We start from the raw sequence: 26051 nt of genomic DNA, 5'->3' as shown, positions 1-26051 counted from the left end.
GCCCGGTCAGGCGGCGGCGAGCTCGGCGCTGATGTGGTGCGCCCAGGTCCGGATCCGTTCGGGGTTGCGGTGGTCGCCGCCCTTGCCCTGGCGGAGGAGGGCCTTGGCGAGGAATCCGGGGGTGCGGGCGGTGACGCTGCCGCCGAAGGTCATGTGCTCGCGGGCTCCCACGAGCTGCATCTGCCGGGCGACGGCGGCCACGGGCGGGATGTCCTTCTCCTCGGCGGAGCGGTCCAGGGGGCCGCTGCTGAACATCCACACGGGGCGGTGCCGCAGCAGGTCGGCGTTGCGTTCGGCGCAGCGCTCGGCCTTGCCGCTCCAGCGGCCCGCGTACAGGGCGCCGCCGATGACGACCGCGTCGTAGCCGCGGACGTCGTCGACGTCGTCGGCGGGCAGCACGACGGCGTCGAGACCGTCCTCGCGGAGGGTCGTGCCGATCTGCTCGGCGATGCCGGCCGTGGCTCCGTGCCGGCTGCCGTAGGCGACCAGGACTCGTTTGGTGGTCATGGCGGTTGTTCCTCGCTCTCCGCTCCGAGGGATGTCGGGGCTGGTGCCACTGTCGCGCGGTGGGCCGCTCGTCCGCTTGGGCCGGGCGGGTGCCGGGCCGGGGCCGAACGGCCCTCGCCGGGGCGACGTCCGGCAGGGTCCGGGAGGAGTCACGAAGCGTGCACCACACGGCGGCCGGTGAGCCTGAGGGGAGCCAGTTTCATCCAGTGGGTACGGGGGCCGCCCGCCCACGGGTGGGAGCGGGCCGTCGTGGTCAGGTGCCGGATCTCCTGGGGATCGGTGACGGCCTGGAGTTCGCCCACCGCCAGGACGCTCCAGCCGCCGGCGGTGACGTCGTCGATGTTGTCGATCTCGAAGGCGATCTCCGTGCCCGCCGCCCTGGCCGCGAGGGTCTCCGCGGCGGTGCGGAACGCGATGGCGGTACCCGCCACCACCATGTAGTTGACCGGGAGGACGGCCGGGCCCTCGGGGGTGAAGACCGCGATGCGACCCACGCCGTGCGTGCCCAGCAGCATGCGGCACTCCTCCTCGTCCAGTGCCGCCAGCGCGGTGTCGTGGCGGGCCGGCGCACGGCCCTGCACCCGGCCGGCGCTCGCGCCGGTGAGGTCGTCGACGGTGACGCCGAGGACGTCGGCGACCCGCACGAGGGTGCCGGCGGCGGGGCTGGCGGCGTGCTCCTCCAGGTAGGCGATGTAGTTGCCGTCGGCGCCGCACCTGCGGCCCAGCTCCTCACGGCTCAGGCCGAGGGCCTCACGGCGGCTGGCCAGGCGGCGGCCGAGGTCCGTGCGTCCGGGCGTGCCGCCGGCCGGCGGGTAGGGGGCACTGGGGCTTCTCTTCATGGTGATCACTGCTCCTGTGGTGGTACGGCGACCGCGTCGTGCGGCGGCGGGCCTGCGAGGACGACCTTGAGCGCGCCGGTCTCGCCCGCCCGCGAGAAGACGTGGTACGCCTCTTCCATCGCGTCCAGCGCGAAGCGGTGGGTGACCATCGCGGCGCCGGGCAGCCGGCCTGCGGCCATCATGCGCAGCAGCATGGGGGTGGACCGGGTGTCGACGAGGCCGGTGGTGAGGGTGACGTCCTTGATCCACAGGTCTTCGAGGTGCAGGGTCGCGGGCTTGCCGTGGACGCCGATGTTGGCGACCCGGCCGCCGGGACGCACCATGCGGGTGCACATCTCGAACGCCTCGGGAACCCCGACCGCCTCGATGACGACATCGGCGCCGAGCCCGTCGGTCAGGTCCTCGACCAGCTTCTCGGGCTCCTCCCGCGCGCCGGCCGTGGCGTCCGCGCCGAGGTCGCGGGCGGCGGCGAGCCGGGAAGCCGCCAGGTCGACGGCGATCGTCCGGTACGGGCTGTAGAGCGAGGCGGTGGCGATGGCCGCCAGCCCGATGGGACCGGCGCCGACCACGACGACGGTGTCACCGGGACGGACCCGGCCGTTGAGGACGCCGACCTCGTAGGAGGTCGGGAAGATGTCCGCGAGCAGGACCGCTTCGTGGCTCGGCAGGGCGCTGGGCAGCGGGTGCACGGAGAGGTCCGCGAAGGGCACGCGGACGTACTCGGCCTGGGTGCCGTCGATGGTGTGGCCCAGCACCCAGCCGCCGCCCCCGCGGCACTGCCCGTAGCGGGCTTCGCGGCAGAAGCGGCAGCGGCCGCAGGCCGAGATGCAGGAGATCAGGACCCGGTCGCCGGGGCGGACGGTGCGGACGTCGCCGCCGGTCTCGACGACGGTGCCGACGGCCTCGTGCCCCAGGACGCGGCCCGGGGTGACCTCGGGGACGTCGCCCTTGACGATGTGCAGGTCGGTGCCGCAGATGGTGACGGCGTCGACCCGGACGATCGCGTCGGCGGCGTCCTTGATCGCCGGGTCGGGGACGTCCTGCCAGGAGGTCCGTCCGGGCCCGTGGAAGACGAGTGCCCTCATCGCGCGGCCCTCTCTGTGTGCGGTGCGGACGTGCGGTCACCGCCAGACTGTGCCCGGGTCCTGCCGCCACGCTTGGGCCGGTCGGGCCCCACCGGGGACCGGAAGGACCCCTCCCGTCCGGGGGCCGTCCTGTTCCGCTGAGGCGGCCCCCGCCCGGATCCGGGGTCAGCCGGCGTGGACGTGGGGGCGGCGGGCCCGGTCGGGTTCGGCCTCGCGGATGACCTCGCGGGTGACGGGTGCGACCTCGCCCTGGCCGAAGAGGAAGAACCGGAAGAAGTTGGCCATCGGGTTGCCCTCGGTCCACTCGAAGTAGATGTGGGGCCGCTGGCCGGTCTCGTCGCGGACGTGGAGCAGGAGGGCGGCCAGCGCGTTGGGGATGCTGGAGCTCTCCAGGGTCAGGACGCGGTAGCGGCCGTGCAGCACCTCGCCGCGTACCCGCATGCCGGACTCGAATTCGGAGGCGTCCAGGACCGTGACCTCGACGAACATGACGTCGTCCTCGGCCGGGATGTCGTTGTCCGCGCGGATCTGCGCCTTCTTCTGCCGGTACTCCTCGACGTCGCGGTTGCCGGGCTCGTTGGCGATGAACCGGATCGTGCGGTTCGCGGTGTCGCGGATGAACCGCTCGGCCATGTCGTCGAACTCGATGTGCGTCACGCGCAGCTCGAAGACGCGGGCCAGGCGCGAGAGGAGGGAGAGCGCCATGATGCCGCCGATGAAGCAGGCGCCGATCTTCACGCCGTCCGGCCGCTCCACCACGTTGACGGCCGTGGTGTAGATGAAGACGGCCGAGATGACGCCGAAGCCGATGGTCCAGCCGCGCTCCCCGGCCCGGCGGGCGGCGATGGTCACCGCGACGGCGGCCGAGGTGATCAGGACGAGGACGCCGGTGGCGTAGGCGCCGCCCTGCGCGTCGACGTCCGCGTTGAAGAGCCAGGTCACCAGGAAGGCGATCAGCGTGAAGACGATGACCATCGGGCGCAGGGCGCGGGCCCAGTGCGGGGCCATGCCGTAGCGGGGCAGGTAGCGCGGCATGAGGTTGAGCAGGCCGGCCATCGCGGAGGCGCCCGCGAACCACAGGATCAGGATGGTGGAGGTGTCGTAGACGGTGCCGAAGGCGGAGCCCAGGTATTCGTGGGCCAGGTAGGCGAGGGCACGGCCGTTGGCTTCGCCGCCGGGCTCGAACTGGGCGGCCGGGATCAGCAGCGTCGTGATGAGGCTGGAGCAGATCAGGAAGACGCTCATGATCACGGCGGCCGTGGTGAGCAGCTTCTTGGCGCCGCGGATCCGTCCGGCGGGCTTCTCCTCGGTGTCGGCGTGGTCGCCCTCGACGTGGGGCATGACCGCCACGCCGGTCTCGAAGCCGGACAGGCCGAGCGCGAGTTTGGGGAACACGACGAGGGCGATGGCGACCATCATGAGGGGGTTGCCGTGCTCGGCGACCAGCGCGCTGGTCCAGTCGGTGATGACCTGCGGCTCCGTGAACACCTTCCACAGCCCGACCGCCACGACGATGACGTTCAGGGCGAGGTAGGTGGCCACCAGGACCACCGCGACGCCGATGGCCTCGCTGAACCCCTTGAGGAAGACGCCCCCGAGCAGCGCGATCAGGATCAGGGTGATCAGGACCTCGTGGCCGTGCAGCGTGCTGTTGAGGTGCGGGTTCTCCACCATGTGCGCGGTCGCGTCGGCGGCCGACAGGGTGATGGTGATCAGGAAGTCCGTCGCCGCGAACCCCAGAAGGGTCAGGACGAACAGCTTCCCCTTCCAGAAGGAGAGCAGCTTCTCCAGCATGGCGATGGAACCCTCGCCGTGCGGGCTCTCCTCGGCCACCCGCCGGTAGACGGGCAGCGCGCCGAACAGGGTCAGCAGCACCAGCACGATGGTCGCCAGCGGCGAGAGCAGGCCGGCCGCGAGGAAGGCGATGCCGGGCTGGTAGCCGAGGGTGGAGAAGTAGTCCAGACCCGTCAGGCACATGACCCGCCACCACGGCCGGCCGTGCGGCTGCGCTGCGGCTTCCTTGACGGCGGGCGAACCGCTCTGGGCGGTCAGGCCTTCCAGCATCCACGCACGCAGTCGCGTGGAGCGGGCAGGGATGGCCATCGTGGGGGGCTCCTGTCATACGGTGAGATTCAGCCATCGGAGTCGACGGCTGGGCCAGCGTACGCAGCGAGAACGCAGCCAATACGTCTATAGCCTTGTCTGACGGAATCCTGACGCGCTCTTAACGCCCGTCCTTCCGGTGGCCTAGGCAACGTCCTCCCGCCGGGTGCCCGGCGAGGAGGTCCCGTGACCGCCCTCAAGGATGCGCAGGCATCGCGTCAGAGGTGCGTCAGGGTCCGACCACAACGCCGCCACCAGGCCTAACGTCGTTCTCATGGGACGAGGTTTCACTCATGCCGGGCCCGGTTCCCGGGACGCCGACGCGGCGTCGTCCGGCCCTCGCGCACACGACCTCCTCTGGGCCGCGGAGATGCGCTCGGCCGTCGGTGTCGCGTCCCTCCTGTGCACGGCCCTGTTCTGCGTGGACGCCGCTTCCGGGAGGCTCGACGTGACGCGCGGCGCCCTGTGGACCGGCCTGGCCTTCCTCGTCTTCGCCATCATGCTGCCGCACCGGGTCTCCGTCCGCCCGGGGCTGCTGAGCGCGCGACGGATGCTGGGGACGGACACGGTCCGTACCGATTCGCTCGTCTCGGTCCGCTGGTCCGACGGGGTGTCCCAGCGGCTGATCCTCCGGGACGCGCAGGGGGGCCGGGTCGAGATCGACCCGGCGGTCCTGGTCCGCAATCCGGCGGTGTGGCACCTTCTGGACACGGACAGCCGTACGTCGATCCGGCGCGGCACCCTGCGGGAGGGCGCGGCCGCCCTGCGGGAGCTGGCGCGGCGCATCGACCGCGAGACGGCCCGGACGGTGTTCAAGGTGTCCGGTATGCGGTGACCCGCTCCCGGTGGCGCGACCGTGTCGGCCCGGTCAGCGGGCGTCGGTGCCGGACGCCCTGGGGGCACGGGCCCTGATCAGCGATCCGGCGGCCAGGGCCGCCAGCAGCAGGGCGCCTCCCGCCCACCAGAGTGTGTCGCTGTACCCGTGCAGCAGCTGCTCGGACTGGGTCTCCTCCGACGAATCGGCCAGACGGGCCCCGATGAGGGTCACGAGCAGGGCCGCACCGATCGACTCGCCCACCGTCTGGGCCATCACCACGGCCGCCGAGACCGCGCCGGAGCGCCGCTCGGCGACGCCTGCGGTGGCGGTGGCGAAGAGCGGCCCGTAGGCCAGACCGCCGCCGAACCCGGCGAGGAGCATGCCGGGCAGGATACGGGGCCCGTACGCGCTGCCGGAGTCGACACCGGCGAGGAGCAGCGTCCCGGCGGCGGCGGTGACCAGCCCCGACGCGATCAGTACGCCGGGCGCGAGGCGGTCCTGGAGACGCGCCGAGACCTGCGTGGCGGCGATGGCGGCCGCGACGGCCAGCGGGAGGATCATCACGCCGGTCATCCCCGGCGTGGAGCCGGAGACGTACTGCATGTGCACGCTCAGCGTCGGCAGCAGCGCCAGGAACCCGGCGCCGGTGAGGACCACCACCAGGGCGCAGCCGACGCGGTCGCGGCGCCCGCCGGGGTACCCGGCCGACGGGGCGCCGGCCGTCGCGGCCAGCCGCCACAGGAAGGCCGCGAGCAGGAGGACGCCCGCCGCGACGAGGCCCAGGGCCAGGGGGGTGGTCCAGCCGAGCCGCCCGCCCTCGTCCATGCCGTAGGCCAGGGCGGCGGCTCCGGCGGAACCGGCCGGCACGCCGAGGGGGTCGAAGCGGGCCCCGGCGCCGCGCGGGAGGCCCGGCAGCAGGGTGGCCGCGCCGGTCACCGCGAGCGCCGCGAGCGGGACGGTGGCGAACTGCGACATGCGCCAGGACACCAGCTCCGCGAGCCAGCCGCCGGCGAGCAGACCGAGCGCGCCGCCGCCGGCCGCGACCGCGCCGTAGACCCCGAAGGCCCGTGCGCGTTCCTTCGGGTCGCTGAAACCGGTGGACACCGAGGACAGCGCGGCCGGTGTCAGCATGGCGGCGAACCCGCCCTGCAGGGCCCGCGCCGCGATCAGCAGGCCGGGGTCGCCGGCCGCGCCGCAGAGCGCGGAGGCCAGCGCGAAGCCGGCCAGGCCGGTGATCAGGGCCCGCTTGGCGCCCACGCGGTCGCAGACGTAGCCGCCGGGCAGCAGCAGCGCGGCGAAGGCGACCGCGTAGGCGGTGACCGCGTCGAACCCGTCGTCGGCGAAGCCGAGATCGGCCTGGATGGTCGGCAGGGCGGTGCTGAAGCCCATCACGTCGAGCAGTACCAGCAGCTGCGTCAGGGCGATCACGCCCAGGCCCCACCAACGCCTGGGGTGCGGCGCCGCCGGGTCGGGAAGGGCGGCAGGGGGCGGCCCGAAGCCCTGCGCGGTGGACCGCTCCGCGGCCCGGGGCGTGGCCGGGGGTGGGGGCGTGGGTGCGTACGGGGGCGGGGGCGCGGCCACCGGCTGGTACTGGCGCGGCACGGAGGGGACACGGGGGTCCGGCTGCGCGGAGGGGGTGGTCTCGGGGGCCCAGTCCAGCAACCGGGCTGCGCGGCGGCCGAGTTGGGCCAGTACCGCGCCCGGCAGCCACTCCCCCGCCGGTTCGACCGCCGTCCGTTCGGCGATCTCGCGCGGGGTCGGCCGGGCGGCGGGGTCCTTCTCCAGGCAGGCCCGCACGAGGCCGGTCAGCGGCTGCGGCACGCCGGTGAGGTCAGGTTCCTCCTCGGCGACCCGGAAGAGGTGGGCGTTCAGCCCGGAGTCGGCGGCGCCGAACAGAAGCCGGCCGGTGGAGGCGTACACGAGGACGGCACCGAGACAGAAGACGTCGCTGGCGGGGGTGAGTTCACGGCCGCGGACCTGCTCCGGGGACATGAAGCCGGGGGAACCGATGAGCATGCCGGTACGGGTGTGCAGGCTGTCCCCGGTGAGGCTGTCCATCGCCCGCGCGATGCCGAAGTCGATGACGCGGGGGCCGTCGACGGTGACGAGCACGTTGGACGGCTTGAGGTCGCGGTGGATCAGGCCCGCCTCGTGCACGGCCCGCAGGGCGACGGCGAGCCGGTTGGCGAGGGTGTGCACCGAGTACTCGGGCAGCGGCCCGAAGTCCTCGGCGACCACGGTGCGCAGGTCGGGCCCCGGGATGTACTGCGTCGCCACCCACGGCACGGCGGCGTCCGGGTCGGCGTCGAGCACCGCTGCAGTCCAGTCCCCGCCCACCCGCCGGGCGGCGGCCACCTCGCGGGCGAAGCGCCTGCGGAACTCGGGGTGTCCGGCGTGCTCGGCCTGCACGACCTTCACCGCGACGGTCCGGCCGCCCTCGGAACGGCCCAGATAGACCAGGCCCATGCCGCCCTCGCCCAGCCGGGCGATCAGACGGTACGGGCCGATGCGGGTCGGGTCTGCTGCGATCAACTGGTCCACGGGGCGAAGTATGCCAACTGTCCGGCGGGAACGGACCCCGGCTCCGGACACCGGAAGCCGCCGCCCCCTCCGGACGGCGGGCCGAGGCCGCTTCCGCCCGGAAGGGGGACCCGCGGCCCCGGCCGTGCGCCGTCAGCTCAAGGGCTGTTGGACCAGCCAGCTGGTGTCGGCGGCCCAACTGGCGGCGCTGTCCCAGCTGTTGCTGCCGCCGTCGCTCGCTGTGTAGGCGGTGTACGCGTAGTGGCGCAGGTACTTCGCCGGATAGTTGACCGACCGGAAGGAGGATCCCTGGCCGCTGTTGCCCGGGGTGGGGCAGAAGGTGGCGTCCTGGGCGAAGGTGCCTCCGCCGTCGTCGTCGTTCAGGTAGAGCTGGAAGTTGCGGTGGCGCAGGAACCGGCCGGGTGCGTCGGCGGACTCGAAGGAGAGGCAGGAGGTGTCGGCCAGGCCGGCGCGTACGGTCCAGGTGGCCGCGGCCTTGGCAGCGGCGGGGCCGGAGGGGTCGACGGTGGAGAGGACGACCTTGGCGTCGGTGTCGTCGTGGCGGAGGTAGCCGGTCGTGCAGCAGGCGGTGGTGGCCCGCAGGGAGATCCGCGAGCCCGGTGTGAGGGCACCGGGTGTGCCGGTCGGGGCGCTGCTGTAGCCGGCTGCGGCGATGTTGGCCTGGACGGCGCTCTCGGTGGCGTCGGAGGGGTAGCCCGAGGTCATCACGCCCTCGTAGAAGGTGCCGGCGCCCGTGGTGCTGTTGTCGCCGCCGATGCCGAGGATGATCGCGCCCTGCTTCTTCATCGGGTTGTAGCCGGGTGCGTTGGGGCGCACACCGCTGTAGTAGGTCGACAGGCCGCCCGCCTGGGCGTTGCCGCCGCGGATGGCCCACTGGTTGGGGCCGCCCTTGACGATGGCCGTCTGGAACCGGTTGGCGACGCTCGGATCGTTGGCGTTGTAGCCGCGGTTGACGCCCGAGAACAGCCCGTTCTCCAGGTCGGCCATGACCCAGGGGCCGGTGCCGCTGCCGTAGCCCCAGCCCTTGTTGTCGCCGAAGTAGATGGCTTCCATGGTGCCGTTGCCGTCGTCGTTGCCGGTGGTCTCGGCGTTGCCGTAGTCGAAGCAGCAGCCGCCGTTGAAGTGCGTGCCGTCCAGCACCGCGTACATGCCCTCCGGCTGGTCGCCGGTCGCGATGCCCGAGGTGTGGTTGTTCCGGTAGCCGGTACCGGGGGCGACGTAGACGCCGTACGCCTTGTGCCCGGCGACCGTGACCGGCGCCTCGACGGCGTTGGCCAGGTTGTCGCTGCCGCCCGCGGCGGGGCCGGGGAAGTGGCCCCGGGGGGCCTGGGTGAGGTGGTTGCCCTTGCCGGTCTGGTCGTACAGGGCGGTGATGACGCAGCTGGTGCCGGCGCAGAACGCGTCCTGCGCCGCCGCGTCGGCGTACCCGCCGGCCCCCAGCGGGCCGATGTCCTTGAGCCCGTTGTCCGAGGCACGCCTCACCTGGTAGAGCGGGCCGCCGTACGTCGCGTACAGGGCCCTGGTGGTGCTGTGGGCGGCCACGCAGGGGGTGGAACCCGCGGCGTAGATGTCGCAGGGGCCCTGGGCGACGGCCTGGGAGGGGCTGGTCGCGGCCATGAGCAGCCCGGCGGCGAGGACTGCGGCGGAACAGGCCGCGCGCACCGTGCGCCAGCCCTTTCGGATCCGTGGTCCGGTCATGGGGTTCTCCTTCACGGGGGGGGGTGGGCGGGGGCGGCACGTCCCCGGCGCGCGGCCGTGCCGGCTGCTCGGCTGCTCTTCCTGCACCGAACGGAAAGAGGCGTGGCTGCTCCTGCCTGATTTGTTAGCGCTAACAATGGGCGCCGACGGCATGCGCAGAGAAGGACGACCCGGGGTGGGCCCACTATGGCCAGCGGCCCGATGCACCGTCAAGGCTCATGCAACAGATCCTCGTTGCGCACCGCTTCTTGCCGGTCGGCCCTCTGCTGTGAGCGCTCACACCACCTCGCGACCTCGTCGGCCCACCCGCGGCCCGCGGCGAGCCGGCGCTTTCGCTCCGCAGCTTCCTCCGGCCGGTCACGGGCGTGGACGGGGTGGCGGTGCTGTGCAAGCCTGGGCCCATGTCGATCACCGCCACCGTCGCGGTCCTGCTCATCGCAGCCGTGCACGTCTACATCCTGGTCCTGGAGATGTTCCTGTGGACGGGCCCCAAGGCCCGGGCCGCCTTCGGGACCACCCCCGCGTTCGCCGCCGAGACGAAGACGCTCGCGGCCAATCAGGGGCTGTACAACGGCTTCCTCGCCGCGGGCCTGGTGTGGGGCGCCGTCGCGTCCGATCCGGTGGGTTTCCAGGCGAAGGTGTTCTTCCTGGCGTGCGTGGCCGTGGCCGGCGCCTACGGTGCCGCGACGGCCAGCCGGAAGATCCTCCTCGTCCAGACCGTGCCGGCCCTGATCGCGCTGGCCCTGGTGCTGGCGGCCCACTGACGACGACCGGCACCCGGGCACCCAGGCCCCCGACCGGGCGGGTTCATGCGCCCGGGCCGGGGCCCCCGGCCCGGGCGTCGTCGTCAGTGCTGGAGGGTCAGCAGGCCCGGACGGTAGGGCCACAGGCCGTAGTCGCCGCCCACCTTGGGGTCGCGGCCCTGGTAGAGGAACCGCAGGTTGCAGGGATCGACGGTGAACGTCTGGTCCGCGCCGGTGCGGATCAGTTCGCCGTGACTGATGTCGTTCGTCCAGCCGGCGCCGCTGTTGGCCCTGCCTGCGAAGGGGTTGCCCTCGGTGGCGGCCTGCGGGGTCCACGAGCCGTTCAGCGCGGTGGCCGTGAAAGAGCGGAAGTAGCGCCCCTGCGCGCCCCTCGCCTCGACGATCATGAGGTAGCGGTCCTGGCCCTGGAGCTTGTAGACCTGCGGGGCTTCGAACAGGTTGTCCGCCGTGTCGCTCATGACCACGGTCGAGGCCGTGCCGAAACTGCCCGGGAAGTTCCCGATCGGCATACCGGCCCGGTAGATCTTGCCGTTGTCACCGGCGAAGAACAGGTACATGTTCGTCCCGTCGCCGATGAGCGTCTGGTCGATGGGTCCCGTTCCGGTGCCGGCGATGCTCCCGGAGAAGAGCTCCTGCTCCGCCGACCAGCCGTTCGGGTTGGAGGGGTCGGTCGACGTCCGGTAGGAGAAGGCGGTCCTGCCCCACTGGTAGGCGAGCACCCAGATGTTCTTCGGCGCGAAGTGGAAGAGCGTGGGCGCGACGGTGGAGGAGGACATCCCGTTCTGGGCGGCCGAGGCCATCTGCGGCCAGTCGGTGAACAGGCCGAAGTTCATCGAGCCCCACTTCGACCCCGTGTCGTGCGTGGTCGCGTAGACGAGCTGCCGGCCGTTGTAGGGGGCGACGGTGAAGTCCTTGAGCGAGGCCCACCCCGGCTTGGGCTGCGCCAGGGGGCCGGTTGACGTCCAGCGGTACGTCGACGGGAGGGCGCACGTGCCGGGGGCGCCGCCGCCGACCCGGACGAGCTGCCACTGCTGGTTGGTGCCGCCCCAGTCGTCGTACTGGACGACGTTCGCGTTGTCGGCGGTGGATCCGCCCTGCACTTCGAGGACCTTGCCGCTGTGGCGCGCGATGAGCCGCACGTAGCCGTCGGGACTGTCGGCGAGCCGCCACTGCTGGTTGGTCCCGTTCACGTCGGTCCACTGGACGACCGGGGCGCCGTTCGCGGTGGACCCGTTCTGGACGTCCAGCACCTTGCCGGAGTGGCGGGAGGTGATGCGGTAGTAGCCGCCACCGGCGTCGACGAACCGCCACAGCTGCTGGCTCTGGTCGTTCCTGGTCCACTGGGTGATGCGGGCCCCGTCGCCCGTCGCCAGGTTGTGGACGTCCAGGGCCTTGCCGCTGTTGCGGTTGACCAGCGCGTACGAGGCGTCGGGGTCGACGGCCGTCGCCGCGCCGGCGGGCTGCGCGCCGAGGACCGCGGCCAGGAGCAGCAGGGGCCCCAGGAGGGCGAGCAGGCGTCGTACCGGGCGGGCCGGGGACGGAGGGGAGGGACGGCGCAACCGCATGGGTGAGCTCCTTCGGGGTGGAAGGTGAGAGGGGATGAGGGGGACAAGAAGGGACGAGGGGTCTGCGGCCTTCGGGCTACCGGCGAGGCCAGGCATGTTAGCGCTAACAATTTTGCGCGGCCGGCACGCGCCTACACGTCACCGCGGCGCCTCGGGAGCGGTCACGTGCGAGGGGTCAGCCCTTGGTGGCGCCCGCGGTGAGACCGCCGATCAACTGCCGCTCGGCGACGGCGTAGAAGGCGAGGGCGGGGACCATCGCGAGCACGATGTAGGCGAGGACGAGCGCGTAGTCGGTCGAGTACTGGCCCTGGAACTGCTGGACCCCGACCGGGACCGTCTGCCAGGTCGGTCCGTCGAGCACGAGCAGCGGCAGGAAGAAGTTGTTCCAGCTCGCGACGACCGCCAGCACGGACACCGTGCCGAGCGCCGGGCGCGCCATCGGCAGCAGGATCCGCCAGAAGAAGCGGAACTTGCCGCAGCCGTCCATGACGGCCGCTTCCTCGACCTCCGCCGGGATGGTCCGGAAGAAGCCCCGCAGGATGACGATCGTCGTGGGGAGCCCGAAGGCCGCCTGGGGAAGGACCACGCCGAGCGGGTTGTCGAGCAGGCCGAAGGTGCGCAGGAGCAGGAACAGCGGCAGGACGGCCACCGCGAACGGGAACATCAGCCCGATCGTGAACAGCGTGTAGAACAGTTCCCTGCCCCGGAAGGCGTAGCGGGCCAGCACGAACGCCGCCATCGCGGACGCCGCCACCGTGCAGCACGTCGTGGCGACCGCGATGCCCGCGCTGTTGGCGATCTGCCGCCAGAACATGCCGTCGCCGAGGATCCCGGTGTAGTTGCCGGCCTTCCACCGCTCGGGCGGCCCGAACGGGTTGGTCGTCAGCTCGCCGGTGCTCTTGAACCCGGAGATCACCGCGTAGACGAGCGGCACGGCGACGAACGCCCCGATCAGCCAGACCACGGCGTGCAGGGACAGGCCACGCGCCGCCCTTCGGACCTTCATCGGCCGCCTCCCGGGGTGACGGCCCCGCTCAGGTCCCGGCGGAGCACGTAACGCTGGTAGAAGAGGGAGAAGACCAGGCTGATCACGAACAGCACCACGCTGATCGCACTGGCATAGCCGACCTGGTAGCGCTTGAACCCGAACTGGAACATCGAGATCGCCATCGTCTCGGAGGAGTGGTTGGGTCCGCCCGCGGTCATGACCCACACGAGGTCGAAGAGCTGGATGGCTCCTATGATCGAAAGGAAGGTGCTGATCCGGATCGTCGGTCCGAGCAGCGGCAGCGTCACGTGCCGGAAGCGCTGCCAGGGGCCGGCGCCGTCGATGGCGGCGGCCTCCAGGACCTCGCCCGGGATGCTCTGCAGTCCGGCGAGGAAGAGCATCATGTGGAACCCGAAGTACTTCCAGGTCATGACCGTGAACAGGGTCGGTACGACCGTCGAGGGGTCGGCGAGCCACTTCCCCCTCAGCCCCTCCAGGCCGAAGGCGCCGGCGAGGTGGTCGGCCATGCCGGCACCGGGGAGGAAGACCATCGTGAACAGGACCGCGGTGACCACCTCGGACAGGACGTACGGGGCGAAGAACAGCATCCGGTAGACGGCCCGTCCCCGCAGCCTCTGGTTGAGGAGGACGGCGGTGAACAGGGCGAAGGGCAGCTGGAGGGTGACCGACAGGGCGATCAGGTACAGCCCGCGCTCCAGGTCTCCGAGGAAGACCCGGTCGTGCAGCAGCCTGGCGTAGTTCTCCAGGCCGGCGAAGTCGTCCATGGGCCCGGTGCCGTTCCACCGGAAGAGACCCGTGTAGACGGCGACGACGATCGGGGCGAGGACGAAGACGAGGAAGAGGACCAGGGCCGGGACCAGGAACCAGGCGGTGGACGCCCAGGTTCCCCACCCGCCCGGGCCCGGGCGGCGTCCCGGGGCGGGCGCTCCCACCGGTAAGGCCGTGCGCGGCCGTTCCCCGGCGAGGGCGGACAGGGAGTCAGACACCCTTCGCCGCCTCGGTGATCGACGTGGTGACCTGCTGGGGCGTCTTCTTGCCCGCGATGAGGTCGGCGACGCTGTCGTTGACCTCCTGGCCGACCGCCGGCGGGTAGGCCTGGTCGAGGAAGAGCTGGAAGCCCGTCGCCCCGACGAGGCTGTCGGCCACCGCCCTGCGGTTGGTGTCGGCGAGCCCGCTCTCCGCGCCTTTGACCACCGGCAGGTAGCCGTTCGAGGCCACCAGTCTGGTCTGGTTCTCCAGGACGAAGAACCTCAGGAAGTCCAATGCCTCCTTCGGGGCTCCTTTGCGCAGCGCGAAACCGCCGCCACCGCCGAGCACCTCGGTGACCCGGCCGGCGCCGCCGTCGACCGTCGGAAAGGGAAAGAAGCCCAGGTCCGCTCCGAGGTCCGTGCCCGCGTCCTTCTGGACCGACGGCGCCCACTGGCCCATCAGCTCCATGGCGGCCTTGCCGTTGCCCATGGTCGCGGCCTGGCCGCCGGGAGCGGCGTAGCCGGCGCCGAGGAAGCCCGGCTGGAACGGCTGGAGGTCGACGAGCTCCTTGAGGTGGCTGCCCGCCCGGACGAAGCCTTCGCCGGTGAAGTCCTTGGCGGCGGCGGCCTGCCCCAGGGCGGGGAGCCCGGCGACCCGCATCGCGAGGTAGGCCCAGTAGAAGTGGCCCGGCCATTTCTCCTTGCCCGCGAGGGCGATCGGAGTGACGCCGGCCGCCTTGAGCTTCCCGACGTCTTCGAGCAGCTCGGCCCAGGTGGCCGGGGGAGCGGTGATGCCGGCCCGGGCGAAGAGCTTCTTGTTGTACCAGAAGCCGACCATGCCGATGTCGTAGGGCACCGCGTAGGTCCGCCCCTCGAACCGGTAGGGCTGGAGCGAGACCGGGGTGAGGTCGGACGACCAGCCGAACGCGTCGGTGAGGTCCTCGACCAGCCCCGCGTCGACCTGCTGCCGCAGCACGCCGCCGCCCCAGGTCTGGAAGACGTCGGGGAGCCTGCCCGACGAAGTGACCGCCGTCATCTTGGACTTGAACGCCTCGTTCTCCAACGAGGTCGTCTTGATAGCGATGTTCGGGTGGGCGGCCGTGAACGCCGAGGACAGCTGCGGGAACAGGGACCTGCCCGGTTCCGTGGTGGCGATGTTCCACCACGTGAGGGCCACCTTCCCGTCGGCCGCCGGCGCCGAGCCGGAGGCGCCGCCGCCGCAGGCCGCGGTCAGGGAGACGGACAGGGCGGTCAGGCCCGAGAGCGCGAGGAAACTCCGTCGACTCGGGGGTGAGCTGGCCATGGGACCTCCGGGGTGAGGAAAGCCGGTTCGAGTTCGAAATGTTTCGTAACATTCTTGAATTCGCGCTGCCACAAACTAGGAACGCAAGGTCCTCCGGTCAAGCCTTCTTGCCGAATTACCGTTCACACAAGCCTTCTTACTGCTTGACAATCGGGTCGCACCCGCCGGAAACTCCTCGAAAGTTTGCGATATCTGTCGCCAGCCCGAGACGGTCGGGCGGAGGAGAGAAGTTGAGCGAGCAGCGTCCGACCCTGGCCGTCATCGCCGCTGAGGCGGGGGTCTCCCAGGCCACCGTGTCCAAGGTGCTCAACGGCCGCGCCGATGTCGCGGCTTCGACCCGCGAACGGATCGAGAGCCTGCTGCGGTCCCACCGCTACCTCCACCCCGGCCGGCAGGGCAGGGCCCGCAGATCGGGCCTGGTCGACCTGATCATCGGCGGTCTGGACAGCGCGTGGGCGGTGGAGATCCTGCGGGGCGTCGAGGCGGAGTGCGCCCGGCGGAGCGTCGGCACCGTCGTGTCGCTCGTCCCGCCGGGCGAGGCCACGCCGTCGAGCTGGGCCGCGCTGCCGGTCCTGCACCACAGCGACGGCGTCATCCTGGTCACCGCCTCGGTCACCCGTGCCCAGCGCGCCCAGATCGAACAGGCCGGGGTGGCGCTGGTCGTCATCGACCCGATCGACCTGCCGGGCAACGGGGTGCCGAGCATCGGCGCCACCAACTGGGCGGGCGGCCTGGCCGCCACAGAGCACCTGCTGGAGCTGGGCCACCGCCGGATCGCCGCGATCGGCGGGCGCAGGGAGATGCTCTGCAGCCAGGCCCGCATCGACGGGTACCGCGCCGCGCTGGAGCGGGCCGGCGTCGAGGTCCGCCGCGACCTGATCCGGTTCGGCGACTTCCAGCACGAGGGCGGGTTCCGGTGCGCCCGCGAACTGCTCGCGCTCCCCGAGCCGCCGACCGCCGTCTTCGCCGGCAGCGACCAGCAGGCGATGGGCGTCTACGAGGCGGCCCGCCAAGGCGGGCTGCGCGTCCCCCAGTACCTCAGCGTGGTCGGCTTCGACGACCTGCCGATGTGCGAGTGGCTGTCCCCGCCGCTGACGACGGTGCGCCAGCCGCTGGAGGAGATGGGCCGGCTCGCCGCTCGCACACTGTTCCAGCTGCTGGACGGCCAGCCCCTGGTCAGCCCCAGGATGGAGCTCTCGACCGAGCTCAAGGTCCGCCTCTCCACCGCCCCGCCCCGTCTCTAGGAGAACTCCTTGACCGAGCCCTGGCGCGACCCCCTCCTGCCCGTGTCCGTGCGCGTCGCCGATCTGCTGGAACGGATGACCCTGGAAGAGAAGGCCGGGCAGCTCACCGCCTTCTGGGCGCAGCCCTCGGCTCCGGGGGCGCCGGTCGCGCCCATGGAGGACGATTCCGGCGAGTCCGCACCGGACCTCGACCACCTCGCCGCCCACGGGCTCGGCCACCTCACCCGGGTGTACGGCACCGCGCCGGTCACCGCGAAAGCCGGAATGGAGCGGCTCGCCTCGCTCCAGCGGCAGGTGGCCGCGTCCGGCCGGTTCGGGATCCCGGCCCTCGCCCACGAGGAGTGCCTGACCGGGTTCATGACGTGGGGGGCGACGGTCTTTCCCGCACCGCCCGCCTGGGGCGCCTCGTTCGACCCCGGGCTCGTGCGCCGGATGGCCGCCGCGATCGGCGCGGGGATGCGGCGGACCGGTGTCCACCAGGGGCTGGCTCCGGTCCTCGACGTGGTCCGCGACTACCGGTGGGGCAGGACGGAGGAGTGCATCGGTGAGGACCCCTGCCTCGTCGGAGCGATCGGCACCGCCTACGTGCAGGGTCTGGAAGGCGCGGGGATCGTGGCGACGCTCAAGCACTTCGCCGGTTACTCGGCCTCCCGGGCCGGCCGGAACATGGCCCCCGTCGCCGTGGGACCGCGCGAGTTCACCGACGTGCTGGTCGAGCCTTTCGTACGGGCGCTGCGCGAGGGGGGCGCCCGGTCGGTGATGAACAGCTACACGGACGTGGACGGCGTCCCGGTGGCCGCCGACGAACGACTGCTGACCGGGCTGCTCAGGGGTGAACTCGGCTTCGGCGGTGTGGTGGTCGCCGACTACTACGCCGTCTCCTTCCTGGAGACCCGGCACGGCGTCGCCGGATCGCGCGGAGCCGCCGGCGCGCTGGCGCTGACCGCCGGAATCGACGTCGAACTGCCCACGGCCCGCTGCTACGGCGGGCCGCTGACGGAACTCGTGCGGTCCGGAGGCTTACCGGAGGAGCTCGTCGACCGGGCCGCGGAACGGGTTCTGCTGCAGAAGGCCGAACTCGGCCTGCTCGACCCCGGCTGGGAACCCGCCGCGCCCGAGGCGGTCGACCTCGACCCGCCGGAGAACCGGGCCCTGGCCAGGCTCCTGGCCGAACGGTCCACCGTGCTGCTCACCAACGACGGCACCCTGCCGCTGCGGCCCTGCCGGGTGGCGGTCCACGGACCGCACGCCGACGACCCGCGGGCCTTCCTCGGCTGCTACTCCTTCCCCAACCACGTCGCGCCGCCCGGCGAGCCCGGGCTGGAGATCCCCACGCTCGGCGGGGCGCTCGGCGCCGCCGGGTTCACGGTCACCGCCGACGACCCGGACGTGAACGTCCTGCTGCTCGGGGACCGGGCCGGGCTGTTCGGCCGGGGCACCTCCGGGGAGGGCTGCGACGCCGAGACCCTCGACCTGCCCGGCGGCCAGGCCGCGCTGGCCTCCGCCGTCCTGGACTCCGGGGTGCCGACCGTCCTGGTCGTCGTCTCCGGTCGGCCCTACGCGCTGGGCGCCCTGGCCGAGCGCGCGTCGGCCGTCATCCAGGCCTTCTTCCCCGGGGAGGAGGGGGCGACGGCCCTGGCCCGGGTCATCAGCGGGGCGGCGGAACCGTCCGGGCGGCTGCCCGTGTCCCTGCCGCGCCGGTCCGGCGGCCAGCCCGGTACCTATCTGCACGCCGGGCTCGGCGGGCGCACCGACTGGAGTTCGGTGGACCCGACCCCGCAGTTCCCCTTCGGACACGGGCTGAGCTGGACCCGCTTCGCCTTCTCGGAGCTCGCGGTGGATCCCGTCGCCGCGACGGACGGGGCCGTCACCGTTTCGGCCACCGTGCGCAACGTCGGCGAGGTGGCCGGGACGGAGGTGGTCCAGCTGTACCTCTCCGACCCCGTGGCGTCCGTCGTCCGGCCGCAGAGGTGGCTCGCCGGATTCGCCAGGGTCGAGCTGCCTCCGGGCGCGGCCGCCCGGGTCGCCTTCCGCGTCCATGCCGACCGGACCTGCTTCACCGGGCTCGACCTGCGCAGGAGAGTGGAGCCCGGGGAGATCGGCGTGGCCGTGGGGCGGTCCAGCGGCGACCTCCCGCTCCGGGGCTCCTTCACCCTGCGCGGCCCGGTACGCCATCCGGGGGCCGACCGGGTGCTGTCCGTGCCGGTCGAGACCGTCCCGGTTCCATGACCGGGTTCTCCGGTGACCCCGTACTGCCCGGCTTCCGGCCCGACCCGTCCGTCTGCCGGGTGGGAGCGGACTACTACCTGGTGACGTCCAGCTTCGAATGGTTCCCGGGCCTCCCCGTCTTCCACAGCCGCGATCTCGTGCACTGGCGGCGCATCGGATCCGCGCTCGACCGGGCCTCGCAGCTCGACCTCGCCGGATGCGCTCCCTCCCGGGGGCTGTTCGCGCCGACGATCCGCCACCACGACGGGGTCTTCCATCTCGTCTGCACGCTGATGGACGGCCCCGGGCACTTCGTCGTCACGGCCACCGATCCGGGGGGGGCCGTGGTCGCGGCCGCAGTGGCTGGAGGGTGAGGGCTTCGACCCGTCGCTGTTCTTCGACGACGGAGCGGACGGGGGCACCGGCCGGGCCTGGTTCACCGCGGCCCGGGTGGTGGACGAGGCCGCGGGCCGTACCGAGATCTGGATGCGCGCCTACCTTCCCCGCGAACGACGGCTCACGGGACCCGAGTACGTCCTGTGGTCGGGGAGCCGCCCGGGGGCCCGCTGGTCGGAAGCCCCGCACCTCTACCGGGTCGACGGCACCTACCTCCTGCTCACGGCCGAGGGCGGCACCGATGTGGACCACAGCGTGGTGGCCGCCCGAGCCGACCGGGTGACCGGCCCCTACGAGGGCGCCCCCGGCAACCCGGTGCTGCCGGCCGCCGAGGGTCCCGTCACCTGCACCGGGCACGCCGACCTCGTCCGCACCCCGGACGGCGACTGGCGGGCCGTCCTGCTGGGCGTCCGCCCGGGCTCCGCGCTCGGACGCGAGACCTTCCTCAGCCGGATCACCTGGGACGACGGCTGGCCGGTCTTCTCCCCCGTCCACCACACGGACCCGCGCCGCCCCCTCCACGACGGTTTCACCACCCTCTCCCCCGGCTGGAACACCCTGCGCACCCCACGGGCACGGTTCTGGACCACCGGCGACGGGCTCCGCCTCCGGCTCCGGCCCGAGCGGCTCGGCGAGCGCACCACCCCGTCCCTCCTGGCCCGCCCCCAGGAACAGCCCGACTGCGACGTCTCCACCGAACTGCGCTCCACCCCCGCCGCGCCGGGCGAAGAGGCGGGCCTCGCCGTGGTCCTCGACGACGACACCCATCTCCTCCTCCTGCGCACCGCGGAAGGACTCGGCCTCCGCCGCGGGCACGAGGTCCTGGCCCGGGTGGCCGTCCCCCGGGGCCCCGTCCTCCTGGGGGTCCGCATCCGCGGCTTCCACCACACCTTCGCCCACGCGGTACCCGGCGGCGCCTGGCAGGACCTGCCCGCCGTCGAAGCCACCTTCCTCACCCCGCTGTTCACCGGCGTCCAGCTCGGCCTCTACGCCACCTCCAACGGCCGCGCCTCCACCCACCACGCGCACTTCACGTCGTTCGACATCACGTACCCGAGCCGCGAGGAACCGTCCGGGCAACCGCGTCCGTGACGCCCCCGGCCCCTCACGGTTCCGCTCGACGGCCCACTCCCCGGGGGAGGGCGCCTCCCGCAACCGCGGGCGCCTCCCCCGCCCTTCTCACCCACCGGAGGACCACCCATGCGCAAGCCCGTCCGAGCCGCGTCCGCACTGCTGGCCGGCCTCCTCGCCGGCGGTCTCGCCCTGCTGCCCGCCGGACCGGCGTACGCCGCCGACCCGACCACCATGACCAGCGGCTTCTACACCGACCCCGACAACTCCGCCCTGCGGTGGGCCGCCGCGAACCCAGGCGACGGCCGGGCCGCGGCGATCCGGACTTCCCTCGCCCACACCCCCGCCGCCCGCTGGTTCGGGAACTGGAGCGGCGACATCGGCACGGCCACCGGCGCGTACACCGGCCGCGCGGATTCCCAGGACAAGCTGCCGGTCCTGGTCGCCTACAACATCCCCGACCGGGACATCTGCGCCGGTCAATCCGGCGGCGGCGCCGGAAGCCGGGCCGCCTACGAAAGCTGGATCGCCGCCTTCGCCGGCGGCATCGGCAGCCGCCCGGCCGTCGTCGTCCTCGAACCCGACGCCCTGGGGCACGAGAGCTGTATGACGGCCGGCCAGATCGCCGAGCGCAACGCCATGCTGAAGTACGCGATCGCCCAGTTCAACGCCAAGGCGCCGCACACCTGGGTCTACCTCGACGCCGGGAACGCCGGCTGGGTCGGCGCCTCGGCCATGGCGCAGCAGCTGGCCGCCGCCGGGATCAGCGGGGCGCACGGCTTCGCGCTGAACGTCTCCAACTACTTCACCACCGACCAGAACAGCTCCTACGGCAACGCCGTCAACTCGGCCCTGCGTTCCTACGGCTACACCAAGCCGTTCGTCATCGACACCAGCCGCAACGGCAACGGCTCCAACGGCCAGTGGTGCAATCCCGCCGGCCGCCGGACCGGTACGCCCAGCCGGCTGGGCGGCGGTGCCGAGATGCTGCTGTGGATCAAGATGCCCGGAGAGTCCGACGGCAACTGCGGCGTCGGGACGGGCTCCTCGGCAGGGCAGTTCCTGCCGGAGGCCGCCTACAAGATGATCTACGGCTACTGAGCCCGCACGCGGCAGCTCCGCGGCGCTCCGCTCCTTCCGCGCTCTTTCCGTGCTCTTCCTTCCGCTCTCTTCCTTCCGTGCTCTTCCTTCCGTGCTCTTCCTTCCGTGCTCTCTGCCCTGGAGGTTCTTTCATGGGATCGAACGCCGTTCCCCCGCCCCCCGTCCGCCGCAAGAGGCGGGGCCTGCGCGCGGCCCTTGCCGTCGCCGTCCTCGGTTCGGCCGCCGTGCTGGTGGCTCCGCCGGCCTCACGGGCCGCCGAGGGCACCCTCGGCGGCGGGGGGGGGGCGGGCGGGGGGGGGCCGGGGGGGGGGGCCCCGGGCCACCCTTGTGCCGTTCCCCTCCTGCGTACAGCGCGCCCGCTGTACCGTGATGGACATGTCGAGACACGTCACCATCCGCCTGGACGAAGAGTTCCACGACCGCCTCAAGGCGCGCGCGGCGGCGTTGGGGACGACGGTCACCGCGCTGATCACCGAGGTCACGGAACGCGAACTCGACGAGGACCGGAAGAACTTCCTGTCCGGGATAGAGGAGTTCGCGGATCACTGGGGCTATTTCCAGGAGCGGTTCGGCCATTGAAGATCACCATGGAGTGGGCCTGGACCGCGCTGGCCCACCATCTGCCGTCGGACCCCGCCGTGTGGGACCCCTCCGGGGTGGCCGCCGCCGTCGCCCGGCACCAGAACGACCTGGTGCTGGTCCCCGAGCAGCCCGCCCCCGACACGGCCTGGCGGGCCGCCGCGTTCCTGCACACCCTCGCCGTCTGCCCGGCGCTGGAGTCCCCGATGAACGAGTTCTACGCGGCCGCGGCCACCCGCTCGTACCTGCGGGTGGCCGGGGCGAAGCAGCTGCCGTCGCCCGAGGAGCTCGGGGACCTGGTCGAGGACGCGAAGCTGGGCCGGGCGGACGTCTCCGCGGTCGCGCACCAGCTCCGCGTCCTCATCCAGGAACCGGTCAGAAGGTGATCTTCCAGCTGTTGATGTAGCCGGTGTCCTGCGCCGCCACGTCCTTGACCTGCAGCTTCCAGACCCCGTTGGCCACCTCGCTGGACGCGTTCACCGTGTAGCTCGCGACCACGTTGGCGGCGGAGTCCGAGCTGGAGGAGTTCTTCAGCCGGTACGCCGTGCCGTCCGGGGCGATCAGGTCGATCACCAGGTCACCGCGGTAGGTGTGGACGATGTTCACGTCGACCTTGGTGGTGGCCGGGGCGTTGCCGCTCACACCGGAGACCGTGATCGGCGAGACCACCGCGGCGCCGGGGGAGTCGGGGACGTTCACGTCCGCGGTGTTCTCGAAGGACGGCCCGGGCGGGACCGGGGTGCCGGCCCCGAGGTTCCAGATCGCGTAGGCGATGGCGTCGGAATTGCGGTCCAGGGCGGTGTCGTTGATGTTCGCCGTGGTGTCGCAGGAGGAGTGGTAGCAGGCGTCGAAGGGCTGGCCGACCGTGCCGCCCCACTTCTGGGCCTGCGCCGAGGTCTTGGTGTAGTCGGCGCCGGAGAAGAGGCCGCCGACCGGTATGCCCGCGTTCTTGAAGGGCGCGTGGTCGGAACGGCCGTCGCCCTCGGTCTCGATCTCCGTGGGTATGTTCAGGCCCGCGAAGTAGGTCTTGAAGGTCTGCTCGATGGTCGGGTCGTCGTCGTAGACGAAGTAGCCCGGGTTCGGCGAGCCGATCATGTCGAAGTTCAGGTAGCCGGAGATCTTCGACTTCTCCGTCGCCGGCAGGCTGTTGACGTAGTACTTCGAGCCGACCATGCCCAGTTCCTCGGCACCCCACCAGCCGAAGCGAAGGTGCTTGGTGGGCTGGAGCTGCGCGCGCGAAACGGCCAGCGCCGTCTCCAGTACGGCCGCCGAGCCGGAGCCGTTGTCGTTGATGCCGGGGCCCGCGGTCACCGAGTCCAGGTGGGAGCCGGCCATCAGGACCGAGCCGGGGTCTCCGCCCGGCCAGTCGGCGATCAGGTTGTAGCCGGTGGCGCCGCTGGAGGTGAAGGTCTGGAGGGTGGTGGTGAAGCCGGCCGCGTCCAGCTTGCCCTTCACGTAGTCGATCGAGGCCTTGTAGCCGGCCCTGCCGTGGGCGCGGTTGCCGCCGTTGGCGGTGGCGATCGACTGGAACTGGGACAGGTGGGCCTTGACGTTGGCCAGCGGGATGTCGGGCGGCGTCGGCGCGGCGGTGACGGCGGCGGGGGCGGCGGCCGCGTGCGCCCCGGAAGGCGCGGCGAGCGCGGCGGGGGCGGTGGCCGCGAACAGCCCGGCGACCGCGAGCGCGGTCACGGCGGTCACGTGCCGGGAGACGGACAGGCTCATGTGGGGGCTCCGGGATTCCGTGGGGGATGATCCGTCGGGGATGGGACGGAACGTGCGGGAATCGTGCAGGTGAGCGTTGGTGCGTCAGTGCGAGCCTGATGTTCAGCGAGAGTATGACTGACCGTCAAGAGCGCAATCCGGTCAGAGTCGTTCGGAATGCGGACGATCCCCGGCACGGGGGTCCGTACCGGGGATCGCGGGGCGTAAAGGGGGGGCAGGGCCGCCCTGGGGAGCCGGAGGCGCGGCTACGCGGGCTCGCGGCTCGGCGCCGGCGCGGAAGCGGGACCCGGGGCGGCGGACGCGCCCTGCGCTCCGGTCGCCGCCCCGGCCAGCCGGGCCCGGGCGCGGCGGGAGGTCCGCAGGGCGTCCCAGGTCAGTACGACCAGGGCGACCCAGACCAGCCCGAAGCCGGCCCAGCGCGCGGGCGGCATCGCCTCGTGGAAGTAGAGGACGCCGAGCGCGAACTGGAACACCGGTGCCAGGTACTGGAGCAGCCCCAGCGTGGACAGCGGCACCCGGATGGCCGCGGCCCCGAAGCAGATCAGCGGGATCGCGGTCACCAGCCCCGTCGAGGCCAGCAGTGCGGAGTGCCCGAGCCCCTGTGAGGTGAAGGTGGAGCGTCCCTCCACCCCCAGCCACACCAGGTAGCCGAGAGCGGGCAGGAACAGCAGGGCCGTCTCGGCGGTCAGCGACTCCAGACCGCCCATGTCCAGCTTCTTCTTGATCAGCCCGTAGGTGGCGAAGGAGCAGGCCAGCGCCAGCGAGATCCACGGCGGCCGCCCGTAGCCGACGGCCAGCACGACGACCGCGGCGAAGCCCACCCCGACGGCCGCCCACTGGGCCCGGCGCAGCCGTTCGCCGAGGACCAGCACGCCGAGCGCGATGGTGACCAGCGGGTTGATGAAGTAGCCGAGACTGGCCTCGACGACGTGCCCGTTGTTGACCGACCAGATGTACAGGCCCCAGTTCACGCTGATCACGGACGCGGCCAGCGCGGTCAGCCCGAGCTTGCGGGGCTGGCGGACCAGCTCGGCGATCCAGCGCCAGCGGCGCAGCGCGAGGAGTGCGACCGCGACCACCGCCAAGGACCAGACCATGCGGTGGGCCAGGATCTCGATCGCCCCGGACGGCATGAGCAGGGGCCAGAACAGGGGGACCAGCCCCCACATCCCGTACGCGCCGAATCCATAGAGCAAACCCGTGCGCTGCTCGTTCTCCGCCTTCACGGGACCTCCAGTACGACTTCCGGCCAATCTCACAACTTCACGACGGTATCGCCGGACGAGGCTGCTGTCATGCCCGTTCGATGGAGATACTCATGACACTGTGGAGTCGCGCCGTGGGCTCGCGCCGGGTGTGCCGGGTGCGCCGGGCCTCAGGCGAGGGCAGCGGTGATCGCTTCGGCCACCGGGGTCGTCGGCCGCCCGATCAGCCGCGCCAGGTCGCCGCTGGTCCCCGCCAGCCGGCCGCGCGAGATCGCCGCGTCCACGTCGACGAGGATCGCCGCGAACCCCTCGGGCACCCCGGCGCCGGTGAGTACGGCCAGGTGGGCGTCGCCGGCCACCGCCGCGTACGCCACCTCGCGCCCGGACTGCCGCGCCACCTCGGCGGCGTACTCGGCCAGGCTCCAGGCGGTGTCCCCGGACAGCTCGTAGACCCGGTTCAGGTGGCCCTCGCCGGTCAGCACCGCCGCGGCGGCCGCCGCGTAGTCGGCCCGTGCGGCCGAGGCGATCCGGCCCTCGCCCGCGCTGCCGACGACCGCGCCGTGCTCCAGGACGACGGGAAGCTGGGCGGTGTAGTTCTCGTGGTACCAGCCGTTGCGCAGGAAGGTGTACGGGAGGCCGGAGTCGAGGATGGCCTGCTCCGTGGCCTTGTGCTCGGCGGCCAGCTCGAAGTCCGCCTCGGGGCCGCCGAGGATCCCGGTGTAGGCGAGCTGGGCCACCCCGGCCGCTTCCGCGGCCTTGATCACGGCGATGTGCTGCGGGACGCGGCGCCCGACCTCGCTGCCGGAGATCAGCAGGACCCGGTCGCCGGCCCGGAAGGCGCCGGCCAGGCTCGCGGGGTCGTCGTAGTCGGCGATCCGCACCTCGATGCCGCGGGCGGCCAGGTCGGCGGCCTTCTCCTCGCTGCGGACGGCGACGGCCAGCTCGGCGGCGGGAACCCGGGCCAGCAGCTCCTCGACGACGAGACGGCCGAGGGATCCGGTGGCTCCGGTGACGACGATGCTCATGATGCGCTCCTGTGGTGGGTGCGGGTGCTCCACTATCGTACAGAAAGCGCTAACTTTTAGAAAGTGCTCCGCGTGGTGGGGTCGGATACGACGGAGCCCGGGTCCCGTGGGACGGGATCCGGGCTCATGTGCCGCGTGGGGCCGCGTCGGCTCAGCCGACCACGGTCCAGGTGTCGCTGCCGGTCAGCAGCGTCGCCAGGTCCCCCTTGCCGCGCTGGTCGACCGCGGTGTCCAGCTGGTCGGCCATGAGGGTGTCGTAGACGGGGCGCCGGATGTCGCGGAAGACGCCGATGGGGGTGTG

General features: G+C 72.3%; 22 protein-coding genes and 1 pseudogene. 9 read left to right on the top strand and 14 right to left on the bottom strand.

Annotated features, from left to right (window positions below; genetic code table 11):
- Positions 1-6: 6 nt before the first annotated feature.
- The 4 genes from WDV06_RS22705 to WDV06_RS22690 all read right to left on the bottom strand — a co-directional run bounded on the left by WDV06_RS22705 (position 7) and on the right by WDV06_RS22690 (position 4534).
- A complete protein-coding gene (locus tag WDV06_RS22705; RefSeq protein ID WP_395511609.1) occupies positions 7-507 on the bottom strand; it encodes a flavodoxin domain-containing protein in 501 nt (166 codons plus the stop codon).
- A 149-nt stretch (positions 508-656) separates the two neighbouring features.
- A complete protein-coding gene (locus WDV06_RS22700) occupies positions 657-1346 on the bottom strand; it encodes a helix-turn-helix domain-containing protein (RefSeq protein ID WP_395511608.1) in 690 nt (229 codons plus the stop codon).
- Positions 1347-1351: 5 nt separating this feature from the next.
- Positions 1352-2431, bottom strand: coding sequence for an alcohol dehydrogenase catalytic domain-containing protein (locus tag WDV06_RS22695; protein ID WP_395511607.1), 1080 nt, complete (start codon positions 2429-2431; stop codon positions 1352-1354).
- Positions 2432-2596: 165 nt separating this feature from the next.
- Entirely contained in the window at positions 2597-4534 is a 1938-nt protein-coding gene (locus WDV06_RS22690) for an APC family permease (protein WP_395511606.1), read from the bottom strand.
- Between the two features lie 274 nt (positions 4535-4808).
- Here WDV06_RS22690 and WDV06_RS22685 point away from each other — a divergent pair, with 274 nt between their 5' ends.
- Positions 4809-5369, top strand: coding sequence for a hypothetical protein (locus WDV06_RS22685; RefSeq protein ID WP_395511605.1), 561 nt, complete (start codon positions 4809-4811; stop codon positions 5367-5369).
- Between the two features lie 33 nt (positions 5370-5402).
- On the opposite strand, the gene WDV06_RS22680 is transcribed toward WDV06_RS22685, so the two are convergent.
- Positions 5403-7892, bottom strand: coding sequence for an MDR family MFS transporter (locus tag WDV06_RS22680; protein ID WP_395511604.1), 2490 nt, complete (start codon positions 7890-7892; stop codon positions 5403-5405).
- A 132-nt stretch (positions 7893-8024) separates the two neighbouring features.
- Entirely contained in the window at positions 8025-9590 is a 1566-nt protein-coding gene (locus WDV06_RS22675) for an alpha-L-arabinofuranosidase B (RefSeq protein ID WP_395511603.1), read from the bottom strand.
- A 401-nt stretch (positions 9591-9991) separates the two neighbouring features.
- On the opposite strand from WDV06_RS22675, the gene WDV06_RS22670 reads away from it, so the two are divergent.
- The gene (locus WDV06_RS22670) at positions 9992-10354 is read left to right on the top strand and encodes a DUF1304 domain-containing protein (protein ID WP_395511602.1); all 363 of its coding nucleotides are present in this window, start codon (positions 9992-9994) and stop codon (positions 10352-10354) included.
- Between the two features lie 83 nt (positions 10355-10437).
- On the opposite strand, the gene WDV06_RS22665 is transcribed toward WDV06_RS22670, so the two are convergent.
- From WDV06_RS22665 to WDV06_RS22650, 4 genes are all read right to left on the bottom strand, one after another.
- Positions 10438-11919 (bottom strand): non-reducing end alpha-L-arabinofuranosidase family hydrolase, encoded by a 1482-nt coding sequence (locus WDV06_RS22665; RefSeq protein ID WP_395511601.1) that lies wholly within the window; start codon positions 11917-11919, stop codon positions 10438-10440.
- A gap of 175 nt (positions 11920-12094) precedes the next feature.
- The gene (locus WDV06_RS22660; protein WP_395511600.1) at positions 12095-12925 is read right to left on the bottom strand and encodes a carbohydrate ABC transporter permease; all 831 of its coding nucleotides are present in this window, start codon (positions 12923-12925) and stop codon (positions 12095-12097) included.
- Positions 12922-13914 (bottom strand): carbohydrate ABC transporter permease, encoded by a 993-nt coding sequence (locus tag WDV06_RS22655; protein WP_395511599.1) that lies wholly within the window; start codon positions 13912-13914, stop codon positions 12922-12924. Before WDV06_RS22655 ends, WDV06_RS22660 begins: the two co-directional genes overlap by 4 nt.
- Complete coding sequence (locus WDV06_RS22650; protein WP_395511598.1) at positions 13907-15199, bottom strand: extracellular solute-binding protein; 1293 nt, start codon at positions 15197-15199, stop codon at positions 13907-13909. The genes WDV06_RS22655 and WDV06_RS22650 overlap by 8 nt, the downstream gene beginning before the upstream one ends.
- A gap of 230 nt (positions 15200-15429) precedes the next feature.
- Between WDV06_RS22650 and WDV06_RS22645 the strand changes: the two genes are divergently transcribed.
- The 7 genes from WDV06_RS22645 to WDV06_RS22615 all read left to right on the top strand — a co-directional run bounded on the left by WDV06_RS22645 (position 15430) and on the right by WDV06_RS22615 (position 22184).
- Positions 15430-16443, top strand: coding sequence for a LacI family DNA-binding transcriptional regulator (locus WDV06_RS22645; protein ID WP_395511597.1), 1014 nt, complete (start codon positions 15430-15432; stop codon positions 16441-16443).
- A 9-nt stretch (positions 16444-16452) separates the two neighbouring features.
- Positions 16453-18672 (top strand): beta-glucosidase, encoded by a 2220-nt coding sequence (locus WDV06_RS22640; protein ID WP_395511596.1) that lies wholly within the window; start codon positions 16453-16455, stop codon positions 18670-18672.
- Positions 18669-19025: a family 43 glycosylhydrolase gene (locus tag WDV06_RS22635; protein ID WP_395511595.1), complete on the top strand. Its 357-nt coding sequence runs from the start codon at positions 18669-18671 to the stop codon at positions 19023-19025. The genes WDV06_RS22640 and WDV06_RS22635 overlap by 4 nt, the downstream gene beginning before the upstream one ends.
- Positions 18982-20139 carry a family 43 glycosylhydrolase gene (locus WDV06_RS22630; RefSeq protein ID WP_395511623.1) on the top strand — a complete coding sequence of 386 codons (1158 nt, stop codon included), beginning with the start codon at positions 18982-18984 and terminating at the stop codon, positions 20137-20139. The genes WDV06_RS22635 and WDV06_RS22630 overlap by 44 nt, the downstream gene beginning before the upstream one ends.
- A 108-nt stretch (positions 20140-20247) precedes the next feature.
- On the top strand, positions 20248-21219 hold the full coding sequence (locus WDV06_RS22625) for a glycoside hydrolase family 6 protein (RefSeq protein ID WP_395511594.1): 972 nt from the start codon (positions 20248-20250) through the stop codon (positions 21217-21219).
- Between the two features lie 375 nt (positions 21220-21594).
- On the top strand, positions 21595-21798 hold the full coding sequence (locus tag WDV06_RS22620; RefSeq protein ID WP_237293031.1) for a ribbon-helix-helix domain-containing protein: 204 nt from the start codon (positions 21595-21597) through the stop codon (positions 21796-21798).
- A complete protein-coding gene (locus tag WDV06_RS22615) occupies positions 21795-22184 on the top strand; it encodes a hypothetical protein (RefSeq protein WP_395511593.1) in 390 nt (129 codons plus the stop codon). The genes WDV06_RS22620 and WDV06_RS22615 overlap by 4 nt, the downstream gene beginning before the upstream one ends.
- On the opposite strand, the gene WDV06_RS22610 is transcribed toward WDV06_RS22615, so the two are convergent.
- The 4 genes and pseudogenes from WDV06_RS22610 to WDV06_RS22595 form a co-directional block, all read right to left on the bottom strand.
- On the bottom strand, positions 22174-23520 hold the full coding sequence (locus WDV06_RS22610; RefSeq protein ID WP_395511592.1) for a M28 family metallopeptidase: 1347 nt from the start codon (positions 23518-23520) through the stop codon (positions 22174-22176). The two genes, WDV06_RS22615 and WDV06_RS22610, sit on opposite strands and share 11 nt — an antisense overlap.
- A gap of 245 nt (positions 23521-23765) precedes the next feature.
- On the bottom strand, positions 23766-24746 hold the full coding sequence (gene rarD, locus WDV06_RS22605) for an EamA family transporter RarD (RefSeq protein ID WP_395511591.1): 981 nt from the start codon (positions 24744-24746) through the stop codon (positions 23766-23768).
- Positions 24747-24895: 149 nt separating this feature from the next.
- Entirely contained in the window at positions 24896-25750 is an 855-nt protein-coding gene (locus WDV06_RS22600; RefSeq protein WP_395511590.1) for an SDR family oxidoreductase, read from the bottom strand.
- A gap of 151 nt (positions 25751-25901) precedes the next feature.
- A pseudogene (locus WDV06_RS22595) lies at positions 25902-26051 on the bottom strand (2-oxoacid:ferredoxin oxidoreductase subunit beta); the annotation flags it as partial.

It is taken from the genome of Streptomyces racemochromogenes, from assembly GCF_044129415.1.
Classification (GTDB): Bacteria; Actinomycetota; Actinomycetes; order Streptomycetales; family Streptomycetaceae; genus Streptomyces; species Streptomyces racemochromogenes_A.
This window is presented reverse-complemented; position numbering and strand designations above follow the sequence as displayed.